12 protein-coding genes and 3 pseudogenes are annotated in these 17,760 nt (G+C 67.8%); 7 read left to right on the top strand and 8 right to left on the bottom strand.

Annotation, left to right across the window (positions count from 1 at the left end):
- Positions 1–85: 85 nt before the first annotated feature.
- Positions 86–520, top strand: coding sequence for an Rrf2 family transcriptional regulator (locus ACWGDB_RS13260; protein WP_453822508.1), 435 nt, complete (start codon positions 86–88; stop codon positions 518–520).
- Between the two features lie 13 nt (positions 521–533).
- On the opposite strand, the gene ACWGDB_RS13255 is transcribed toward ACWGDB_RS13260, so the two are convergent.
- A complete protein-coding gene (locus tag ACWGDB_RS13255; protein WP_453822507.1) occupies positions 534–1,748 on the bottom strand; it encodes a globin domain-containing protein in 1,215 nt (404 codons plus the stop codon).
- Between the two features lie 330 nt (positions 1,749–2,078).
- On the opposite strand from ACWGDB_RS13255, the gene ACWGDB_RS13250 reads away from it, so the two are divergent.
- The 3 genes and pseudogenes from ACWGDB_RS13250 to ACWGDB_RS13240 all read left to right on the top strand — a co-directional run.
- A complete protein-coding gene (locus ACWGDB_RS13250; RefSeq protein ID WP_328428208.1) occupies positions 2,079–3,440 on the top strand; it encodes a glutamine synthetase family protein in 1,362 nt (453 codons plus the stop codon).
- Between the two features lie 521 nt (positions 3,441–3,961).
- Positions 3,962–4,611, top strand: a pseudogene (locus ACWGDB_RS13245) (transposase); the annotation flags it as partial.
- Positions 4,612–4,629: 18 nt separating this feature from the next.
- Positions 4,630–6,000, top strand: a pseudogene (locus tag ACWGDB_RS13240) (pentapeptide repeat-containing protein); the annotation flags it as partial.
- A 33-nt stretch (positions 6,001–6,033) separates the two neighbouring features.
- Here the strand turns inward: ACWGDB_RS13240 and ACWGDB_RS13235 are convergent.
- From ACWGDB_RS13235 to ACWGDB_RS13215, 5 genes and pseudogenes are all read right to left on the bottom strand, one after another.
- Positions 6,034–6,312, bottom strand: a pseudogene (locus tag ACWGDB_RS13235) (site-specific integrase); the annotation flags it as partial.
- 160 nt (positions 6,313–6,472) lie between these two features.
- Positions 6,473–6,871: a CAP domain-containing protein gene (locus ACWGDB_RS13230; RefSeq protein WP_453822611.1), complete on the bottom strand. Its 399-nt coding sequence runs from the start codon at positions 6,869–6,871 to the stop codon at positions 6,473–6,475.
- Positions 6,872–7,872: 1,001 nt separating this feature from the next.
- Complete coding sequence (locus ACWGDB_RS13225) at positions 7,873–8,235, bottom strand: hypothetical protein (protein WP_453822506.1); 363 nt, start codon at positions 8,233–8,235, stop codon at positions 7,873–7,875.
- Between the two features lie 380 nt (positions 8,236–8,615).
- A complete protein-coding gene (locus tag ACWGDB_RS13220) occupies positions 8,616–9,068 on the bottom strand; it encodes a VOC family protein (RefSeq protein WP_453822505.1) in 453 nt (150 codons plus the stop codon).
- Positions 9,047–9,592, bottom strand: coding sequence for a pyridoxamine 5'-phosphate oxidase family protein (locus tag ACWGDB_RS13215; RefSeq protein ID WP_453822504.1), 546 nt, complete (start codon positions 9,590–9,592; stop codon positions 9,047–9,049). The genes ACWGDB_RS13220 and ACWGDB_RS13215 overlap by 22 nt, the downstream gene beginning before the upstream one ends.
- Before the next feature lie 172 nt (positions 9,593–9,764).
- On the opposite strand from ACWGDB_RS13215, the gene ACWGDB_RS13210 reads away from it, so the two are divergent.
- Positions 9,765–12,764, top strand: a complete 3,000-nt coding sequence (locus ACWGDB_RS13210; RefSeq protein WP_453822503.1) for a bifunctional [glutamine synthetase] adenylyltransferase/[glutamine synthetase]-adenylyl-L-tyrosine phosphorylase — start codon at positions 9,765–9,767, stop codon at positions 12,762–12,764.
- Between the two features lie 74 nt (positions 12,765–12,838).
- On the opposite strand, the gene ACWGDB_RS13205 is transcribed toward ACWGDB_RS13210, so the two are convergent.
- Both ACWGDB_RS13205 and ACWGDB_RS13200 read right to left on the bottom strand, forming a co-directional pair.
- On the bottom strand, positions 12,839–13,810 hold the full coding sequence (locus tag ACWGDB_RS13205; RefSeq protein WP_453822502.1) for a phosphatase PAP2 family protein: 972 nt from the start codon (positions 13,808–13,810) through the stop codon (positions 12,839–12,841).
- A 143-nt stretch (positions 13,811–13,953) separates the two neighbouring features.
- Complete coding sequence (locus ACWGDB_RS13200) at positions 13,954–14,988, bottom strand: LacI family DNA-binding transcriptional regulator (protein WP_453822501.1); 1,035 nt, start codon at positions 14,986–14,988, stop codon at positions 13,954–13,956.
- 381 nt (positions 14,989–15,369) lie between these two features.
- Between ACWGDB_RS13200 and ACWGDB_RS13195 the strand changes: the two genes are divergently transcribed.
- Together ACWGDB_RS13195 and ACWGDB_RS13190 are read left to right on the top strand one after the other, a co-directional pair.
- Entirely contained in the window at positions 15,370–16,638 is a 1,269-nt protein-coding gene (locus ACWGDB_RS13195; protein WP_383596213.1) for an extracellular solute-binding protein, read from the top strand.
- Positions 16,639–16,748: 110 nt separating this feature from the next.
- Positions 16,749–17,753 (top strand): carbohydrate ABC transporter permease, encoded by a 1,005-nt coding sequence (locus ACWGDB_RS13190; protein ID WP_453822500.1) that lies wholly within the window; start codon positions 16,749–16,751, stop codon positions 17,751–17,753.
- Positions 17,754–17,760 lie beyond the last annotated feature (7 nt).

Here is a 17,760-nt window from a genome sequence, read left to right as displayed (position 1 = left end):
CGGATCGGGATGATCCCGCCGGCCGGCCGAAGGTCGCTGCCCGAATATTTTGAACCGTGGATGCGCATTATCTACGCTGCCGTACATGCGGCTGTTGCGCTCCACCGACCTGGCACTACGGCTCCTCATGCGGCTCGCCGTCATGGAGGGCGGCACGCCGACGACCCGCGAGGTCGCGGCGGACATGGAGGTGCCCTACACGCACGCGGCCAAGGTCGTCGCCGAGTTGCAGCACCTGGGCCTGGTGGACGCCCGCCGGGGCCGCGGTGGCGGACTGTCGCTCAGCGACAGGGGCCGTACCGCCTCGGTCGGCGCGGTCGTGCGTGCCTTCGAGGGGGACGGCGACGTCGTCGAGTGCGAGGGCGACAGTCCCTGCCCGCTCCATTCCGGGTGCCGGCTGCGCGGCGCGCTGCGGCGGGCCCAGGAGGCCTTCTTCGCCTCGCTGGACCCGCTGACGCTGGCCGACGTGACCGCGGACCCCACCGGGCCGCTGCTGCTCCAGATCGGCCGCACGCCCTGAGGCCGGCCCGGCTTCAGCTCTCCCGCGCGAGCCAGAGGTCCGGGCCGAACACCTCGTAGTGGATGTCGGCCGGTGCCACGCCCTTCCCGATCAGCTGTGCCCGCACCGCCCGCATGAAGGGCAGCGGACCGCACAGGTACGCGTGCGTGCCCTGCGGTACGGCGATGCCGGTGAGGTCGACCCTCCCGGTGCGGTGGGAGACGCCGGCGCCGTCCTCGTCGCGGTGGGCGGCCTCCTCGTACCAGAAGTGGACCGCCGCGTCCGGCAGCTTCCCGGCGTAGGCCTCATGGTCGGCGCGCAGGGCGTGCTCGGCGGGGGAGCGGTCGCCGTGCGCGACGATCACGGGGCCCTGGTGACCGGTGTCCGCGAGCTGCCCGAGCATGGCGACGATCGGGGTCACGCCGATGCCGGCGGAGGCGAGGAACAGCGGTGCGGCCGTGTCGTTCCCGGCCAGGACGAGATCGCCGTACGGCGCCGACACGCGCAGCCTGTCGCCGACGCGCACGCGCGCGTGGAGGTGGTTCGAGACCTCGCCGTCGGGAGCCGTGCCGCCGCCGCGCACCCGCTTCACGCTGATCTGGCGCAGCGGTGAGCCGGGCGCTGCCGAGAGGCTGTACTGGCGTATCTGCCGTGCCCCGTCCGGCAGCTCGACCTGGACGGAGACGTACTGCCCGGCCCGGAAGTCCGCCGCCGGGCCGCCATCGGCGGGCCGCAGCCGGAAGGTGGCCACGTCGGCGGTCTCCGCCACGCGGGCGACGACCTCCCACTCCCGCCATTCGCTGCCGCCGCGCTCCTCGTACAGCCGCTTCTCGATCGCGATCAGCGCGTTCGCCATCAGCCAGTAGACCTCGTCCCAGGCGGCCGCGACCTCGGGCGTGACGGCCTCGCCGAGCACGTCGGCGATGGCGGCGAACAGGTGCTCGTGCACGAGGGCGTACTGCTCCGCCGTTACGCCCAGGGAGGCGTGCTTGTGGGCGATGCGGGCCAGCATCGCGTCGGGCCGCTCGTCGGGGTGGTCCACGAGGTACGTCGCGAACGCGGCGATCGACCCGGCGAGGGCCTGGCGCTGGGTGCCGGCCGCCTGGTTGCCGCGGTTGAACAGGTCGCGCAGCAGCTCGGGGCGGGCCGCGAACAGCCCGGCGTAGAAGCGTTCGGTGATCTCGCCGATGGCGCCGCCGACGACGGGGAGGGTGGCACGCACGGTGGCGACGGACTGCTCGGACAGCATCGGTTCTCCTCGGGCTCGACCGGGCGGCGCAGGGGCGGCCGCCCGCCCTCATTAAAACTTGCATCCAAGATGCAAATTAAAGCGGGGTGGGTCCTGTGGGGCCCGGCATTACGGATGTCGGTCCGAGCAGGCACTATGGGCTGCAGAGCAGTTCACCGGGCATCGCGGCGGGACACCTGGCGTTTGCCGGGCGTTCGATCGGAGGTCGCTGCGGCGATCAAGGTGCGCAACGCGCCTGAAACGGTGTTGTGGTGTGATGCTCAGGTGCCCGACCGCCTCCCGCTGCACCGGAGACAGGCGGCCTGACCAGCAAGGATGGGGAAGCGCAAGATGGACAAGCAGCAGGAGTTCGTGCTCCGGACGTTGGAGGAGCGCGACATCCGGTTCGTACGCCTGTGGTTCACGGACGTGCTGGGCTTCCTCAAGTCAGTGGCCGTGGCCCCCGCCGAGCTGGAGCAGGCCTTCGACGAGGGCATCGGCTTCGACGGCTCCGCGATCGAGGGTTTCGCCCGTGTGTACGAGTCCGACATGATCGCCAAGCCGGACCCGTCGACCTTCCAGATCCTGCCCTGGCGCGCCGAGGCCCCCGGCACCGCCCGCATGTTCTGCGACATCCTGATGCCGGACGGCTCCCCGTCCTTCGCGGACCCGCGCTACGTCCTCAAGCGCGCCCTTGCCCGCACCTCCGACCTGGGGTTCACCTTCTACACGCACCCCGAGATCGAGTTCTTCCTGCTGAAGCACAAGCCCCTGGACGGCTCCCGGCCCACTCCGGCCGACGAGTCCGGCTACTTCGACCACACCCCGCAGAACATCGGCATGGACTTCCGCCGTCAGGCGATCACCATGCTGGAGTCGATGGGCATCTCCGTGGAGTTCTCCCACCACGAGGGCGCGCCGGGCCAGCAGGAGATCGACCTGCGCTACGCCGACGCGCTGTCCACGGCGGACAACATCATGACGTTCCGCCTGGTCATGAAGCAGGTGGCGCTGGAGCAGGGCGTCCAGGCGACCTTCATGCCGAAGCCGTTCTCCGAGCACCCGGGCAGCGGCATGCACACGCACCTGTCCCTGTTCGAGGGCGACCGCAACGCGTTCTACGAGTCGGGCGCCGAGTACCAGCTCTCCAAGGTCGGCCGCTCCTTCATCGCGGGCCTGCTGCGGCACGCGGCGGAGATCTCCGCGGTCACCAACCAATGGGTGAACTCCTACAAGCGCATCTGGGGCGGCTCCGAGCGCACCGCGGGCGCCGGCGGCGAGGCCCCGTCGTACATCTGCTGGGGCCACAACAACCGCTCGGCCCTGGTCCGCGTCCCGATGTACAAGCCCGGCAAGACGGGCTCGGCGCGGGTCGAGGTCCGCTCCCTGGACTCCGGCGCCAACCCGTACCTGGCGTACGCCCTCCTGCTGGCCGCCGGCCTCAAGGGCATCGAGGAGGGCTACGAACTCCCGCCCGGCGCCGAGGACGACGTCTGGGCCCTCTCCAACGCCGAGCGCCGCGCCATGGGCATCGAGCCCCTGCCCCAGAACCTGGGCGAGGCCCTGTCCCTCATGGAACGCAGCGACCTCGTCGCCGAGACGCTGGGGGAGCACGTCTTCGACTTCTTCCTGCGCAACAAGCGGCAGGAGTGGGAGGAGTACCGGTCCGAGGTGACGGCGTTCGAGCTGCGGAAGAATCTGCCGGTGCTGTAGGGGCAGGTCAGAGCTAGTTTTCCTTCGACGTAACCAGTGGGGTTGACGGTGACTGGCCGTCAGCCCCATTGCGCTTTGTGGGGTTTGGGCCGTCTGTGGGCCGTCGGAAGGGTCCTCAATGGCCTGTGCGACTCACTGCGCACGCCCGCAGTGAACTTTCGCTGCATCGATCAAGGCCCGCGCACGGCGCGGGCGCGCGCCGCCTCTGCGGCACAGCCTGCCTCCTGTCTGCGCCCCGGCTGGCCGCGCCAAGCGGCGCGCTCGGCGGCTGCGGGCATTCGGTGGGAGACACCCTCTGTGGCTGGGGCGGTCGGCTCCAGGGCTTTAGGCAGCCACTTTGGCGCGAGCCTCGAAGATCATGGTCCCAACGTCGTGCTTTACCGGGCAGGTCCACAGACTGCCCGACGCGCCGGAAGCTTACGGGGCCATGATCACTTGCCCCAAAGCAGCTCCCGGCCAAAGTCGCTCCGTAAGTTGTTTGGCGGTCCGGAAGAGTGGGGTGTGGCTCTAAAGTCGCTTGCCCCCGGTGGCTCCGGTGGAGTGGCCAGACCCGCCTGACACGCTGGCTCACCGCCCGAGGCGTACGCCACCCCGAAACAGTCGCCGCCACCGCACTGACAGCCGCACACGCCCAGCACATCCAACTGCCCGGCCAGGACACCGCCGCAGGCATCACCGCAGACCTCGCCGCACAGATACTGGCCCTGGACGAACGCCTCAAGCAGCTCGACCAACAGATCAGCGACGCCTTCCACACCCACCCACAGGCCGACATCATCGAGTCGATGCCCGGCATCGGCCCCATCCTGGGCGCCGAATTCCTCGTCGCTGCAGGCGACCTGGTCGCCTACCCCGACGCCGGCCACCTCGTCTCAGCGGCAGGCCTTGTCCCCGTCGCCAAAGACTCCGGACGCCGCACCGGCAACCTCCACCGGCCCCAGCGCTACAACCGCCGCCTGCGATGCGTCTTCTACCTCTCCGCGCAGACCAGCATCATCCGCGACGGCCCCAACCGCACCTACTACCTCAAGAACGAGCCCAGGGCCACAAACACATCCCCGCCGTCATCGCCCTCGCCCGCCGTCGCGTCGACGTCCTGTGGGCCCTCCTACGCGACAACCGCCCCTTCACCACCGCGCCACCACCAGCAGGTGCAGCCACAGCAGCCTGACTCGGTCAAGACGACCAGATGGGCCACCTACCTGTCATCAGTGCTCAAGGCCGTGCTTGTGGAGTGCCGCACTCGCCCGGAAGCGGATGCGCCCGCAGCGATCGTGCTCTTCCTCGGACGCGTCCGGAGGACAGCAGCAATGGCTGGACAGCCACCGAAGGTCGTCAGGATCGAGCCAGAGGGGTACGCGCCCCTTCTCCTGTTCACTCTTCGAGTCAGTCGGTTCGACGGCAGTCATACAGGGAGCTTAGCCGGGCCTTCGCGGGCCCATTCGGGCGAAGACGAGTGCCGTCCGACCCGCAGAGCGGGCTTGACTCGGCCATTAAGACTCCGCCGACCTTCGTACACCCTGCTGGCTGCCTTGGGTTCCTTGTACCTCAATTGTTCCTCAGGGTTGCACAGTCGAGCGGTTGGGTCCTCGCTCGTCGAGGCATGCTGCGAGGCATGAGGGCATGGGTGAAACCTGTGGGTATCGGTCTCGCGGCTGCCGCGGTCGTGCTGGGATATGGGCTCCTCCTTTGGAAGGGGCCCTGGTGGTTTGATAGCAGCCACCTGCGGCAGAAGGATCTACAGCCCGCAGACGGTGTTGTCATCACAGGTTTCCGAACGACCCTCGTAGCACTGGGCGCAGGGATGATCGCTGGACTCGGGCTTTACTACACCCACCGCAGCCATAAGCACACAGAGAGACTCTTTGAACAGTCGGAGAAACTGTTCGAGCACACGCGAAAGAAGGATCGAGAGCAAGCACAGCTCACCCGCGAGGGTCAAGTAACTGACAGGTACGTAGAGGCGATCAAGCTCCTGTCTTCGGAGAATATGACGGTGAGAATTGGTGGGATTTTCTCGCTCGAACGCATCGCAAGGGACTCGAAGGACGATAAGCCTACGGTTGTGGAGCTGCTAACGGCCCATATCCGCGAGAACACCAGAGACGCTCCACGTTCCCCTAAAGATGTCCATGTGACCGCAGACGTTCAGGCTGCCCTCACCGTGCTTGGAAGGCGGTCGGTCGATCTAGACGACTCCAAGCTGGACTTCTATCACTGTGGATTGACTGATGCTCGTCTGCATGGTGACTACCGGGGGGCCATGTTCGACTACAGCAACTTGACCGGGACCGGATTCTCAGGCGCACTGCTCGACGGTGCGGACCTGTCTTTCTGCAAGGCAGAAAGAGCGGCTTTCACCCGCTGCACCGCCCGTGGCGCCCACTTCGTGAATGCGGTTTATCGAAACGGCTGGTTCCTTGCAGCCAATCTAACGAATGGCGACTTTTACGGCTGCGACCTGAGTGGATCCGATTTCGGGCGAAGGTATGCAGAAGACGGGAACCCTCCACTACCCCCCGCAGTTCTGAAAAATGCGAGGTTCACTCGCGCAAAACTCAGCGGAACTAACCTCCGCGGCGTCGACTTGCACGCGCGCCACGCGGTCCGGCAAAGGCACGTCGCGGACCTTGTTCCGCTTCGGTGGGGCGAATACGAGCCCTTCCTTCGTCACCTTCACCTGGTTCACAATGTGCAGCCATCCGGAGTCGAAGGCGATCTCATCGACCGGAAGCCCGAAGATCTCCCCTTGCCGGAGTCCGCATCCGCCTCCGAGGTCGACGGTCGCGCGACAGCGCTCCGGCAGCGCTGCCCGTACGGCGAAGACCCGCTCTGCACTCCACGGCACAACGCGACCAGTTCCCGCCTTTGGCGCAAGACTCAGTGGACGCCACGCTGGAGCGGATCATCGCATCAGCCACCGAGATGGTCGACGGCTGCGACGCGGCCGGCATCCTCGTCCTGCACGACAGCAAGGTGGAAACATGATCTGCACCAGGCCGCGAGCGCCACGAAAACGATGAGGCACGTAGTCAAGGCTGGAAGACCTGCGTGAAGTAGTAGAAAGTCTTGCCGTCGGGCTGTGTGGGAGCCACCGCTATACCCACGCCCGTGTAGCGGTGAGCACAGTTTTTCATCTGCGCGTCATGGTCAGCGCTCTTCCGCCATGCATCGAAAGCCTGCTGTGGGCTTGGTGGTGGGTGGTTACCACTGATCCAGGCGCGGTAGACGTTCTCGACGCCGGTGGACCCCGTAGCCCTCGTGATTCGATCTCCATAAAGGCTACCGTCGGACCCGTAATGACCCGGATAGCCATCCGGGGATTTCTTGTCCCATAAAGTGGGATTATCGCGCAAGTCCACGCTATGGGCACGGGCTACGGCCACGAGTCGCGGATCGACCTCCACGCGAGGGCAGCCCCCCGCCCTCATTGAGTATTCCCTGACTAGCTCCCAGGTTTGGCGCTCCTGAGTATCCATCGAATCCCAAGGGCCGGGAACCTGATAGTCCACCTTGTAATCCCAGCTGCCCGTTGCGTCGTGCTCACCACCGACTGGACATCGGACCTTGGTCGGAAAGCCGTTGAAGAACAGTGCGTAACATTTTCTACAGAAACGCCAATCGGCCTGATCTCCATACTGGCGACCACCTGGCCTCAAGGTCCGATTAGGGCCATGATTTAGGCCGTAATCCCAGCTGCCCGTTCCGTCGTGTCCACCGCCAGCTGCGCACCGGCTGTTCAGAAAGCCGTTGAAGAACAATGCGTAACATTTTCTGCAGAAGCGCCAGTTCACTTGGATCGATCCTGACCCGGGTGCTGCAACGAGGAGATTATAGTTGTAGCTACCGTATACTTTGTGCGACCCGCCCGCTGCACATGGGGCTCGGTTTATAAACCCGTCGAATACTAGCGACTGACACTTTGCGCAGTAGCGCCAATCGAGCTGTCCCATGACTGACCGGTATCCCTTCAGTGCGCCGGAAAATTTGTGCCCGCGAGGTAGTTGTCACGGCTGTCCCCTTCCTCGGTGCCCAACATGGCGAGGCTCGCTCCGGTGGACAGCGGGAGACAGGAATACCGGACACAGATCTCCAGTATCACCCCTCCGTATGGAGCGTGCACCCGCAGCCGGATTGCTAGCGAGGAGCACCCAGAACCTTGAGGTCGCACGTGCACGGGCAGCGCCGCTCGGCGTCACGGAACTGCTCCACTGGCGCCGCGACTTTGCATTAGACGCCAGCACCGTTGGTCCGACGGTCATAAGTGGAGCACTATTCGACTATGGCCACTGCCGGCGGCACGGATGCCCACGGGTGAAGAGCGGGTATGCGGATGGAGGCCCAGACCCCTGGCTGCCCGTTTCGCCGCTAAGAGCTCGTAACACGATCTTGTTTGCACGGCGGTCTAGGCAATCCATCCGTTGGTGGGGAGTCAACGCGGAGGGCTCGGACGTCGCCCGTAGTAGGGCCTGACGGTGCCGGCAAGCTTGCGCTGGATTGACCGCAGCGTCCTGATCGTGGCTTCGTCGGTGAACCCGGTGGTCGTTGACCAATCGACGCCCGAGCCAGCAGGATCGCTGGCAAAGACGATCTCTGTTGCCAGGAGAGTTCGTGCCCAGTCAACTGCCTTGAGTGGTGCATCTTCACCGAGTGCAAGATTCAGCACACGGCACTGGTCGAGCAGATCTGGAGCATCTGCGAACCCCATGCCGATGGCGAGGGGATCACTGCACCGAGCTGGCCCGCCCCATTCAAGAAGGGAACGCCGAAGCAGTTCGACCTCGTGCTCGGTCAAGAGTTCGCTTGCTCGCACCATATGTTCCGGCAACAGCTCCGCCCTCCCGTCTGAGCCGAAGAATTATCACGCTACCTGTTCTTGAGGCGCCTCCAGCAGATGAGGCCGCAGGGCTTGGGCCGTCTCTGGGCCGTCGAAGGCCGGCCCAGGGCAACCGATGACGACCAACGACGACTCCTCGGGCGCCCGCCAGGGCTGCGCGGACGTCGACCACGGGAGGTCGCTTCTGGGCCCCGTCACTTCCTGCCAAACCCGCGGCTGGTGGGGGAGGATTCCGGGTCCGTGGTGCCGGCGTGCGCGCGGCGGAATACTCTGCCGGTGCTCTTGGGCTGCCCCCGGGGCGGGGGGTGTTGTACACCCCCCCGCGCCCTCTCACGGCGTTACTGCCCGCGCAAGTTCACCTGTTCCGTCAGCAGCTGATGCAACGGCTTCGTAGCCCTCTGGCGGTACTCCTGGATGGACCAGCCGTTGCCGTCGGGGTCCTTGAAGTACATGAAGGTGGCGCCGTCGTCGGGGGTGTACTGGACCGGCTCGGAGACCTCGAGGCCGCGTTCGACCAGTTCCGCGTGGGCGGCCTTGATGTCGGCCACGCAGAGCTGGAGGCCCTGGTAGGAGCCGGGCTCGGGTACGGTCTCGCCCTTGGTCATGTCCCAGATGCTGTCGCCAAGCGCGATCGAACAGCCGGAGCCCGGAGGCGTCAGTTGGACGATGCGCATGCCCGGCATGACCTCCTGGTCGATGTCGACGTGGAAGCCGACCTTGTCCCGGTAGAAGTCGCGGGCCCGGTCGATGTCGCTGACAGGCAGCGGGATCACTTCGAGCGTGAAGTCCATTGCTGTTCCTCCTGGGTGAAACGCCAACGAGTCTGGCTGAACGGCTCACCCTTACCGAAGCCGAAAACCGTGCTCGGCGCCACCGAGTAGACGTAGGCGTGTCCCGCGCCGTGCCGGAAGCAGCCGTCCGCGACGTCGAAGTGCCAGAAGGTGTCGTACTTCGTCTCCCACGCCGCGGCCAGCTCGCGGAGCCGGGCCTCGTCGGTGATCCGTACCGCCTCGCCCTCGACCACCAGGTCGTAGCCCTTGTCCCAGATGTTCGTGCCGGTCGTCAGGACGAGGTGCGGGTTGGCCGCCAGATTCCGCGCCTTGCGCTCCTCCGGGCCCGTGCAGAAGTGCAGCGCCCCCTGGGACCAGACCGCCGGCAGCGGGGTCACATGCGGCCGCCCGTCCGGCCGTACCGTGGAGATCCAGAACAGCTCGGCCTCGGCCAGCAGCTTCTCCGCCTCGGGCCACGGGACCGCCGTGGCCGTCTCGTCGCTGTAGCGCGCATCCAGCCGGGTCTGCGGTTGTTTCTCGGTCATCGGACGGCCTCCAGATGTGTCGCCGGAATATGTCGCCGGACGTGTCCCTCGACAAGGAAGACCCCACGGACCCCCCGAACTCATCGGCGCCACCGTCGGACTCTCCGGCTAGGCTCGACCGGGTACGACCTTGATCGGGCGCGCACGACCCCGATCGGACGGGAGGGCGAGCATGACGGCGCCGGGGCGCAGGAGCAGTACCTTCACGCGGCTGCTGCGGCACGGTTTCACCGACCCGTCCGCCGCCGAGCGCCTCCTGGACAGCGACCAGCTCGCGCCGGTCAGGAACGACCCGGTCCTGCTGGAGGCCCTCGGCGCCACCGCCGACCCCGACCTCGCCCTGCACGGCCTCGTCCGGCTGCTCGAGGCACAGCCCGGCCCCACCGCCCAGCGGGAGCTGGTGGACACGCTGATAGCGGCCAAGCCCCTGCGCGACCGGCTGCTCGGCGTGCTCGGCGCCTCCGCCGCGCTGGCCGATCACCTCGCCAAGCACGCCGGTGACTGGCAGGAACTCGCCATGTACGAGCCGCGGGATCTCCACCCCGGCGTGGAGGAGTTCGAGCGCGGGCTCGCCGGGGCCACCGACCCGGTGTCCCTGCGCGTCGCCTACCGGCGCTGTCTGCTGTCCATCGCCGCCCGTGACGTGTGCGGCACCACCGACCTGGCCCAGACGGCCGCCGAGCTCGCCGACCTCGCCACCGCGACCCTGCGCGCCGCGCTCGCCATCGCCCGCACCGCCGCACCGGAGGACGCCGCTCTGTGCCGGCTCGCGGTGATCGCGATGGGCAAGTGCGGGGGCCACGAGCTGAACTACGTCTCCGACGTCGACGTCATCTTCGTCGGCGAGATCGCGGACGGCGCCGACGAGGCCAAGGCCCTGCGCTCGGCCACCAAGATCGCCTCGCACATGATGCGCATCTGCTCGGAGACCACCGTCGAGGGCTCCATCTGGCCGGTCGACGCCAATCTGCGCCCCGAGGGCAGGAACGGCCCCCTGGTACGCACCCTCAGCAGCCATCTCGCCTACTACCAGCGCTGGGCCAAGACCTGGGAGTTCCAGGCGCTGCTCAAGGCCCGCCCGGTGGCGGGCGACATCGAGCTCGGTGAGGCGTACGTCGCCGCGCTGGAGCCCCTGGTCTGGAAGGTCGCCGAGCGGGAGAACTTCGTCGTCGACGTGCAGAAGATGCGGCGCCGGGTCGTGGAGAACATCCCCGTCGCCGAGCTCGACCGGCAGCTCAAGCTGGGGCCGGGAGGCCTGCGGGACGTCGAGTTCGCCGTGCAGCTGCTGCAGTTGGTGCACGGACGCGACGACGCGTCGCTGCGCAGCGGCACCACGCTCGACGCCTTGCAGGCCCTCGCCGCGGGCGGTTACGTCGGCCGTGCCGACGCCGCACAGCTCGACGCCGCCTACCGCTTCCTGCGCTCCATGGAGCACCGCATCCAGCTCTACCGGCTGCGCCGGACGCACCTGGTGCCCGAGGACGACGCCGACCTGCGCCGCATCGGCCGCTCCCTCGGCCTGCGCGCCGACCCGGTCGCCGAGCTGAACCGCGAGTGGAAACGGCACGCGAGCGTCGTACGGCGTCTGCACGAGAAGCTCTTCTACCGGCCGCTCCTCGACGCGGTCGCCCAACTCGCCCCCGGCGAGGCCCGGTTGAGTGCCGGGGCCGCGCGCGAGCGGCTGGTCGCGCTCGGGTACGCCGATCCGGCGTCCGCCCTGCGCCATCTGGAGGCGCTGGCCTCCGGCGTCAGCCGCAAGGCGGCGATCCAACGCACCCTGCTGCCCGTCCTGTTGGGCTGGTTCGCCGACTCGGCCGATCCGGACGCGGGCCTGCTGAACTTCCGCAAGGTGTCGGACGCGCTCGGCAAGACGCCTTGGTATCTCCGGCTGTTGAGGGACGAGGGCGCCGCCGCCGAGAACCTCGCCCGGGTACTGTCGGCCGGCCGGCTCGCCCCCGATCTGCTGCTGCGGGCGCCCGAGGCCGTCGCGCTGCTCGGGAACGGGGACGGCGGCAGCGGGCTGGAGCCCCGCTCGCGTGGGCATCTGGAGCAGGAGATCATCGCCGCGGTGAGGCGTGCCGACGGTGACGCCCAGGCGGTCACGGCGGCCCGTGGGGTGCGCCGCCGGGAGCTGTTCCGTACGGCCGCCGCGGACATCGTCGACTCCTACGGCACCGAGACGAAGCCGGCCGAGGCCGACCAGGGGGCCCTTGTGGACCGGGTCGGGGCGGCGGTGTCGAGCCTCACGGCAGCGACGCTGGCCGGGACGCTGCGGGCGGTGGTGCGGGCCGGTTGGGGCGACACCCTGCCCACCCGGTTCGCGATCATCGGGATGGGGCGCTTCGGCGGGCAGGAGCTGGGTTACGGCAGTGACGCGGACGTCCTGTTCGTGCACGAGCCGCAGGACGGCGTCGACGAGCACGAGGCCGCGGTCGCCGCGAACCGGGTCGTCGAGGAGATGCGGCGACTGCTGCAGATCCCGAGTGCGGACCCGCCGCTGCTGATCGACGCCGATCTGCGGCCCGAGGGCAAGTCCGGGCCACTGGTCCGGACGCTGAAGTCGTACGGGGCGTACTACCGCCGGTGGTCGCTGGTGTGGGAGTCGCAGGCGCTGCTGCGGGCCGAGGCGATGGCGGGGGACGTGGATCTGGGGCGCCGGTTCATCGAGATGATCGATCCGCTGCGGTATCCCGCGGGCGGGCTCGGTGAGGACGCCGTGCGGGAGATCCGGCGGCTGAAGGCGCGCATGGAGTCCGAGCGGCTGCCTCGCGGTGCCGACCCCAAGCTGCACACCAAGCTCGGGCCGGGTGGGCTCTCCGACGTCGAGTGGACGGTTCAGCTTCTTCAGATGCAGCACGGCTCGGCCGTGCCGGGGCTGCGGACGACCCGGACCCGCGAGGCTCTCGCCGCCGCTCGTGCCGCCGGGCTCATCTCGGACGAGGACGCGGCGACCCTGGATGAGGCCTGGGTGCTGGCGACCCGGGTGCGCAATGCCGTGATGCTGGTGCGGGGGCGGGCCGGCGACACGTTTCCGTCGGACGCGCGGGAGCTGGCCGCTGTGGGGCGCTACCTGGGGTACGAGCTCGGTCACGTGGGGGACATGCTCGACGCCTACCGGCGTACGGCCCGGCGGGCTCGGGGTGTGGTGGACGAGCTGTTCTACGGGGGGTGACGGGTTCCTCCGGCGGTTGGGCCGGAGGGTGCCTGCGGCGGCCTGCGCGGCTCCGGTGAGGGTGCGCGTGGCGCCTAACGGTGTGATGGGGGTCGGGGCCGTGCCGGGGGGTGTCCGTCCTCGGTCGGGCGGCTCGGTTCCTCGGAAGGCTGCTCGGCGTTGACGCCCGCCGCTGCGGGCGGACACCCCCCGGCACGGCCCCTCGCCGCCGTACGCGGGTGCGAATGCGTCACTCGCCTGGGAAGCGCGTGCGGCAGCTTTCCGTACCAGAGGCGGGCCACCGTGTAGCCGAACGCCAGGCAGACGAGGCCTCCTACCGCGTCCAGCCAGAAGTGGTTGGCCGTGGCGACGATCACCAGCAGGGTTGCCGTGGGGTAGAGGAGGCCCAGGACGCGGACCCAGGGGATGCGCGCCAGGGCGAAGATCGTCAGTCCGCTCCAGACGGACCAGCCGATGTGCATGGACGGCATGGCGGCGTACTGGTTCGACATGTTCTTCAGGTCGCCCGAGGCCATCGAACCCCAGGTGTCGTGGACCAGCACCGTGTCGATGAAGCCGGTGTCGGTCATCAACCGTGGGGGAGCGAGCGGATACAGGTAGTAACCGACCAGGGCCACGCCTGTGGTGGCGAACAGGACCAGGCGGGTGGCCGCGTAGCGGCCGGGGTGGCTGCGGTAGAGCCAGATCAGGACGCCGAGGGTGATGATGAAGTGCAGCGTCGCGTAGTAGTAGTTCATGCCGACGATGAGCCAAGTCACCGAGTTCACGGCGTGGTTGATCGACTCCTCGACCGCGATGCCGAGTTGGTGCTCCAGCTTCCAGAGCCAGTCGGCGTTGTGCAGGGCCTCGGTCCGCTGTTCCGGGACCGCGTTGCGGATCAGTGAGTACGTCCAGTAGCTCACCGCGATCAGCAGGATCTCGAACCAGAGGCGTGGGCGGCGCGGAGTGCGCAGGCGGCGCAGGGGCCCCCGCCCCGTCTCTTCCGCGACGGGGGGCAGAACGGCCGCTTCCCGGCCTTCCAGTGTCGTCACGGTGGTGTCACCCATGGGCACAGAGTCTGCCAGAAAAGAGTTCCCCGACCGATCATCCCCTGGTTGGGTTGAGGACGCACGTTCTACGGCCGGCGTACAGCTCCATACTCCTACCAACGCAGGGGAGGGATGGGTCTATTCTCCGCCTCGCGGACGACTTACGGACGAACCCTGTCACCGGGTGCCGAAGCCGTCGAACCCCGCACCACCAGCTCCGGCATGAACACGAACTCGCTGTGGGGGGCGGGAGTCCCGCCGATCTCCTCGAGGAGCGTGCGTACCGCGGCCTGGCCCATCGCCGGGACCGGCTTGCGGACCGTGGTGAGGGGCGGGTCGGTGAAGGCGATCAGGGGGGAGTCGTCGAAGCCGACGACCGAGATGTCCTTGGGGACGTCGAGGCCGAGTTGCCGGGCCGCCCGTATCGCGCCCAGCGCCATCATGTCGCTGGCGCAGACGATCGCGGTGCAGGCGCGGTCGATCAGCGCCGTGGCGGCGGCCTGGCCGCCCTCCAGGGTGTAGAGGGAGTGCTGGATCAGCTCGGTCTCGATGACGGCCGTCGGCAGGTTCAGCTGGTCCTGCATCGTGCGGACGAAGCCCTCGATCTTGCGCTGGACCGGCACGAAGCGCTTGGGGCCCAGGGCCAGGCCGATGCGGGTGTGGCCCAGCGAGGCGAGGTGGGTGACTGCCAGGTTCATCGCCGCGCGGTCGTCGGGGGAGATGAAAGGTGCCTGGACCTTCGGGGAGAAGCCGTCGACCAGGACGAAGGGGACACCCTGCGCGCGCAGGGTCTCGTAGCGCTGCATGTCGGCGGTGGTGTCGGCGTGGAGGCCGGAGACGTAGATGATGCCCGCCACTCCGCGGTCGACGAGCATCTCCGTCAGCTCGTCCTCCGTCGAGCCGCCCGGCGTCTGTGTGGCCAGCACCGGGGTGTAGCCCTGCCTGGTGAGGGCTTGGCCGATGACCTGGGCCAGGGCCGGGAATATCGGGTTCTCCAGCTCCGGGGTGATCAGGCCCACCAGGCCCTCGCTGCGCTGGCGCAGGCGTACGGGGCGTTCGTAGCCGAGCACGTCGAGTGCGGCCAGCACGGACTGGCGGGTGGTCGAAGCGACGCCCGGCTTCCCGTTGAGGACGCGGCTGACGGTCGCTTCGCTGACCCCCGCCTGAGCAGCGATGTCGGCAAGCCGTGTGGTCACGGCACTGGACTGTACCGGCCGTATGTCGCCTTGCACACCAATCGGACGCCGTGGGCGACCGGTTGGCCGTCGCGGCCCGCGCTGCTGCGTCATCGCGCTCCCTCGTGAAAGTGATGGCAAGAGCTTGCAGAGTCTTGCACAACCCGCCTCCGTGCCGCTCCACCGTTGAAAAGAAGCGTCTCATGGTGGTCGCCGAGCGGTCACGCCCGGATAACTTCGACGCTCCCTTGCACTTTTTTTCTGCAAGGTCTTTCGTAAGTCTTTCAACGCTGTTACGTTCACGTCGCCCGGCGGCCGCAACGGCGCAGTCGGCAAGACAGCAGAGGCAGGCAGACGGGGCCGCCTCCGCATCACACGGGCTTTCACCCTCAAGGAGATCTCATGCGGCGTGGCATAGCGGCCACCGCGCTGGTGGCGTCCCTCGCCCTCGCGGCGACGGCCTGCGGCGGAAGTGACAGCGGCGACAGCGCCGACGGGCCGGTCACCATCACCTGGTGGGACACCTCCAACGCCACCAACGAGGCACCGACGTACCAGGCCTTGGTCAAGGAGTTCGAGGCCGCCAACAAGGACGTCAAGGTCAAGTACGTCAACGTGCCGTTCGACCAGGCGCAGAACAAGTTCGACACCGCCGCCGGCTCCAAGGGCGCCCCGGACATCCTGCGCTCCGAGGTCGGCTGGACCCCCGCCTTCGCCAAGAAGGGCTTCTTCCTGCCGCTGGACGGCACCGAGGCCCTCGCCGACCAGGCCAAGTTCCAGCCCAGCCTGATCGAGCAGGCCAAGTACGAGGACAAGGTCTACGGCGTTCCGTTCACCACGGACACCCTCGCCTTCGTCTACAACAAGGACCTGTTCAAGAAGGCCGGCGTCGAGGCCCCCAAGACCTGGGACGACCTGAAGAAGGCCGCCGCCAAGATCAAGGACAAGACCGGCGTCGACGGCTACTGGGGCTCCACCCAGGCCTACTACGCCCAGACGTTCCTCTACGGCGAGGGCACCGACACCGTCGACGCCGACGCCAAGAAGATCACCGTCGCGGGCGCCGAGGCCAAGAAGGGCTACGGCACCTGGCTGAGCCTCTTCGACGGCAAGGGCCTGCACAAGGCCGACACCACCGCTGACGCCTACGCCCACATCCAGGAGGCGTTCGTCAACGGCAAGGTCGCCGCGATCATGCAGGGCCCCTGGGAGATCACCAACTTCTACAAGGGCTCCGCGTTCAAGGACAAGAGCAACCTCGGCATCGCCACCGTCCCGGCCGGCTCGTCCGGCAAGGCGGGCGCGCCGACCGGTGGCCACAACCTCTCCGTGTACGCCGGCTCCGACGAGGCCCACCAGAAGGCCGCGCTGAAGTTCGTGAACTTCATGACGTCGCAGAAGGCGCAGGAGACGATCGCGCTCAAGAACTCCACGCTGCCGGTCCGTGACGACGCCTACACCGCCGAGGTCAAGGCCGACCCGGGCATCGCCGGCTACCAGACCGTCCTCGCCTCCGCCCAGCCGCGTCCCGCGCTGCCCGAGTACAGCTCCCTGTGGGGTCCGCTGGACACCGAGCTGCTGAAGGTCGCCGGTGGCAAGGAGTCCCTCGACAAGGGTCTGAGCACCGCCGAGACCTCCATCGCCAAGCTGGTCCCGGACTTCAGCAAGTGACCCCGAGTGGCCGCCGGAACTTCCTGACCATGGGGGGAGAGTTCCGGCGGCCACCGGCCTGTGTGCCGTACACCCCCTGATCTGCCGAACTTCGAGAAGGTTGTCGAACCATGACAGTCGCCATCGACCGCGCGACCGGCAAGCGCCGCGGTGACCGCGCGCCGCGGCCCGGGCTGGGCCAGCGCCTGAAGCACGGCTACCAGAAGCACTGGTATGCCTACGCGATGATCGCCCCGGTGGTGATCGTCCTCGGCGTTCTCGTGCTGTATCCGCTGGTGTACGGCTTCTACCTCACGCTCACCGACGCCAACAGTCTCAACTCGGCCCGCACGATCGGCGCCAACGAGATCGCGGCCACCTACAAGTTCATCGGCTTCGACAACTACGCCGACATCCTGTGGGGCGAGACGGCCTACGACCGCTTCTGGTCGCACTTCATCTGGACGATCTTCTGGACGGCGGCCTGCGTCACCCTGCACTACACCATCGGCCTGGGCCTCGCCCTGCTGCTCAATCAGAAGCTGCGCGGCCGCACCCTGTACCGGCTGATCCTGATCCTGCCGTGGGCCGTGCCGACCTTCGTCACCGTCTTCGGCTGGCGGTTCATGCTCGCCGACGGCGGCATCATCAACTCGTTCCTGGAGACGCTCCACCTGCCGACGCCGCTGTGGCTGGAGGACACCTTCTGGCAGCGGTTCGCCGCGATCATGGTGAACACCTGGTGCGGTGTGCCGTTCATGATGCTCTCGCTGCTCGGCGGACTGCAGTCCATCGACTCCTCGCTCTACGAGGCCGCCGAGATGGACGGCGCGAGCAGGTGGCAGCAGTTCCGGTACGTCACCGTGCCGGGCCTGAGGTCCGTCAGCTCCACCGTCGTACTCCTCGGCATCATCTGGACCTTCAACCAGTTCGCCATCATCTTCCTGCTGTTCGGCGACACCGCCCCGGACGCGCAGATCCTCGTCACCTGGGCCTACTACCTCGGCTTCGGACAGCAGCCGCGCGACTTCGCGCAGTCGGCCGCCTACGGCATCCTGCTACTGGCCATCCTGATCGTCTTCACCTCCTTCTACCGCCGCTGGCTGAACCGCAATGACCCGCAGCTCGCGATCTGAGGCAGGA

The organism is Streptomyces sp. NPDC055013 (assembly GCF_053608645.1).
This window is presented reverse-complemented; position numbering and strand designations above follow the sequence as displayed.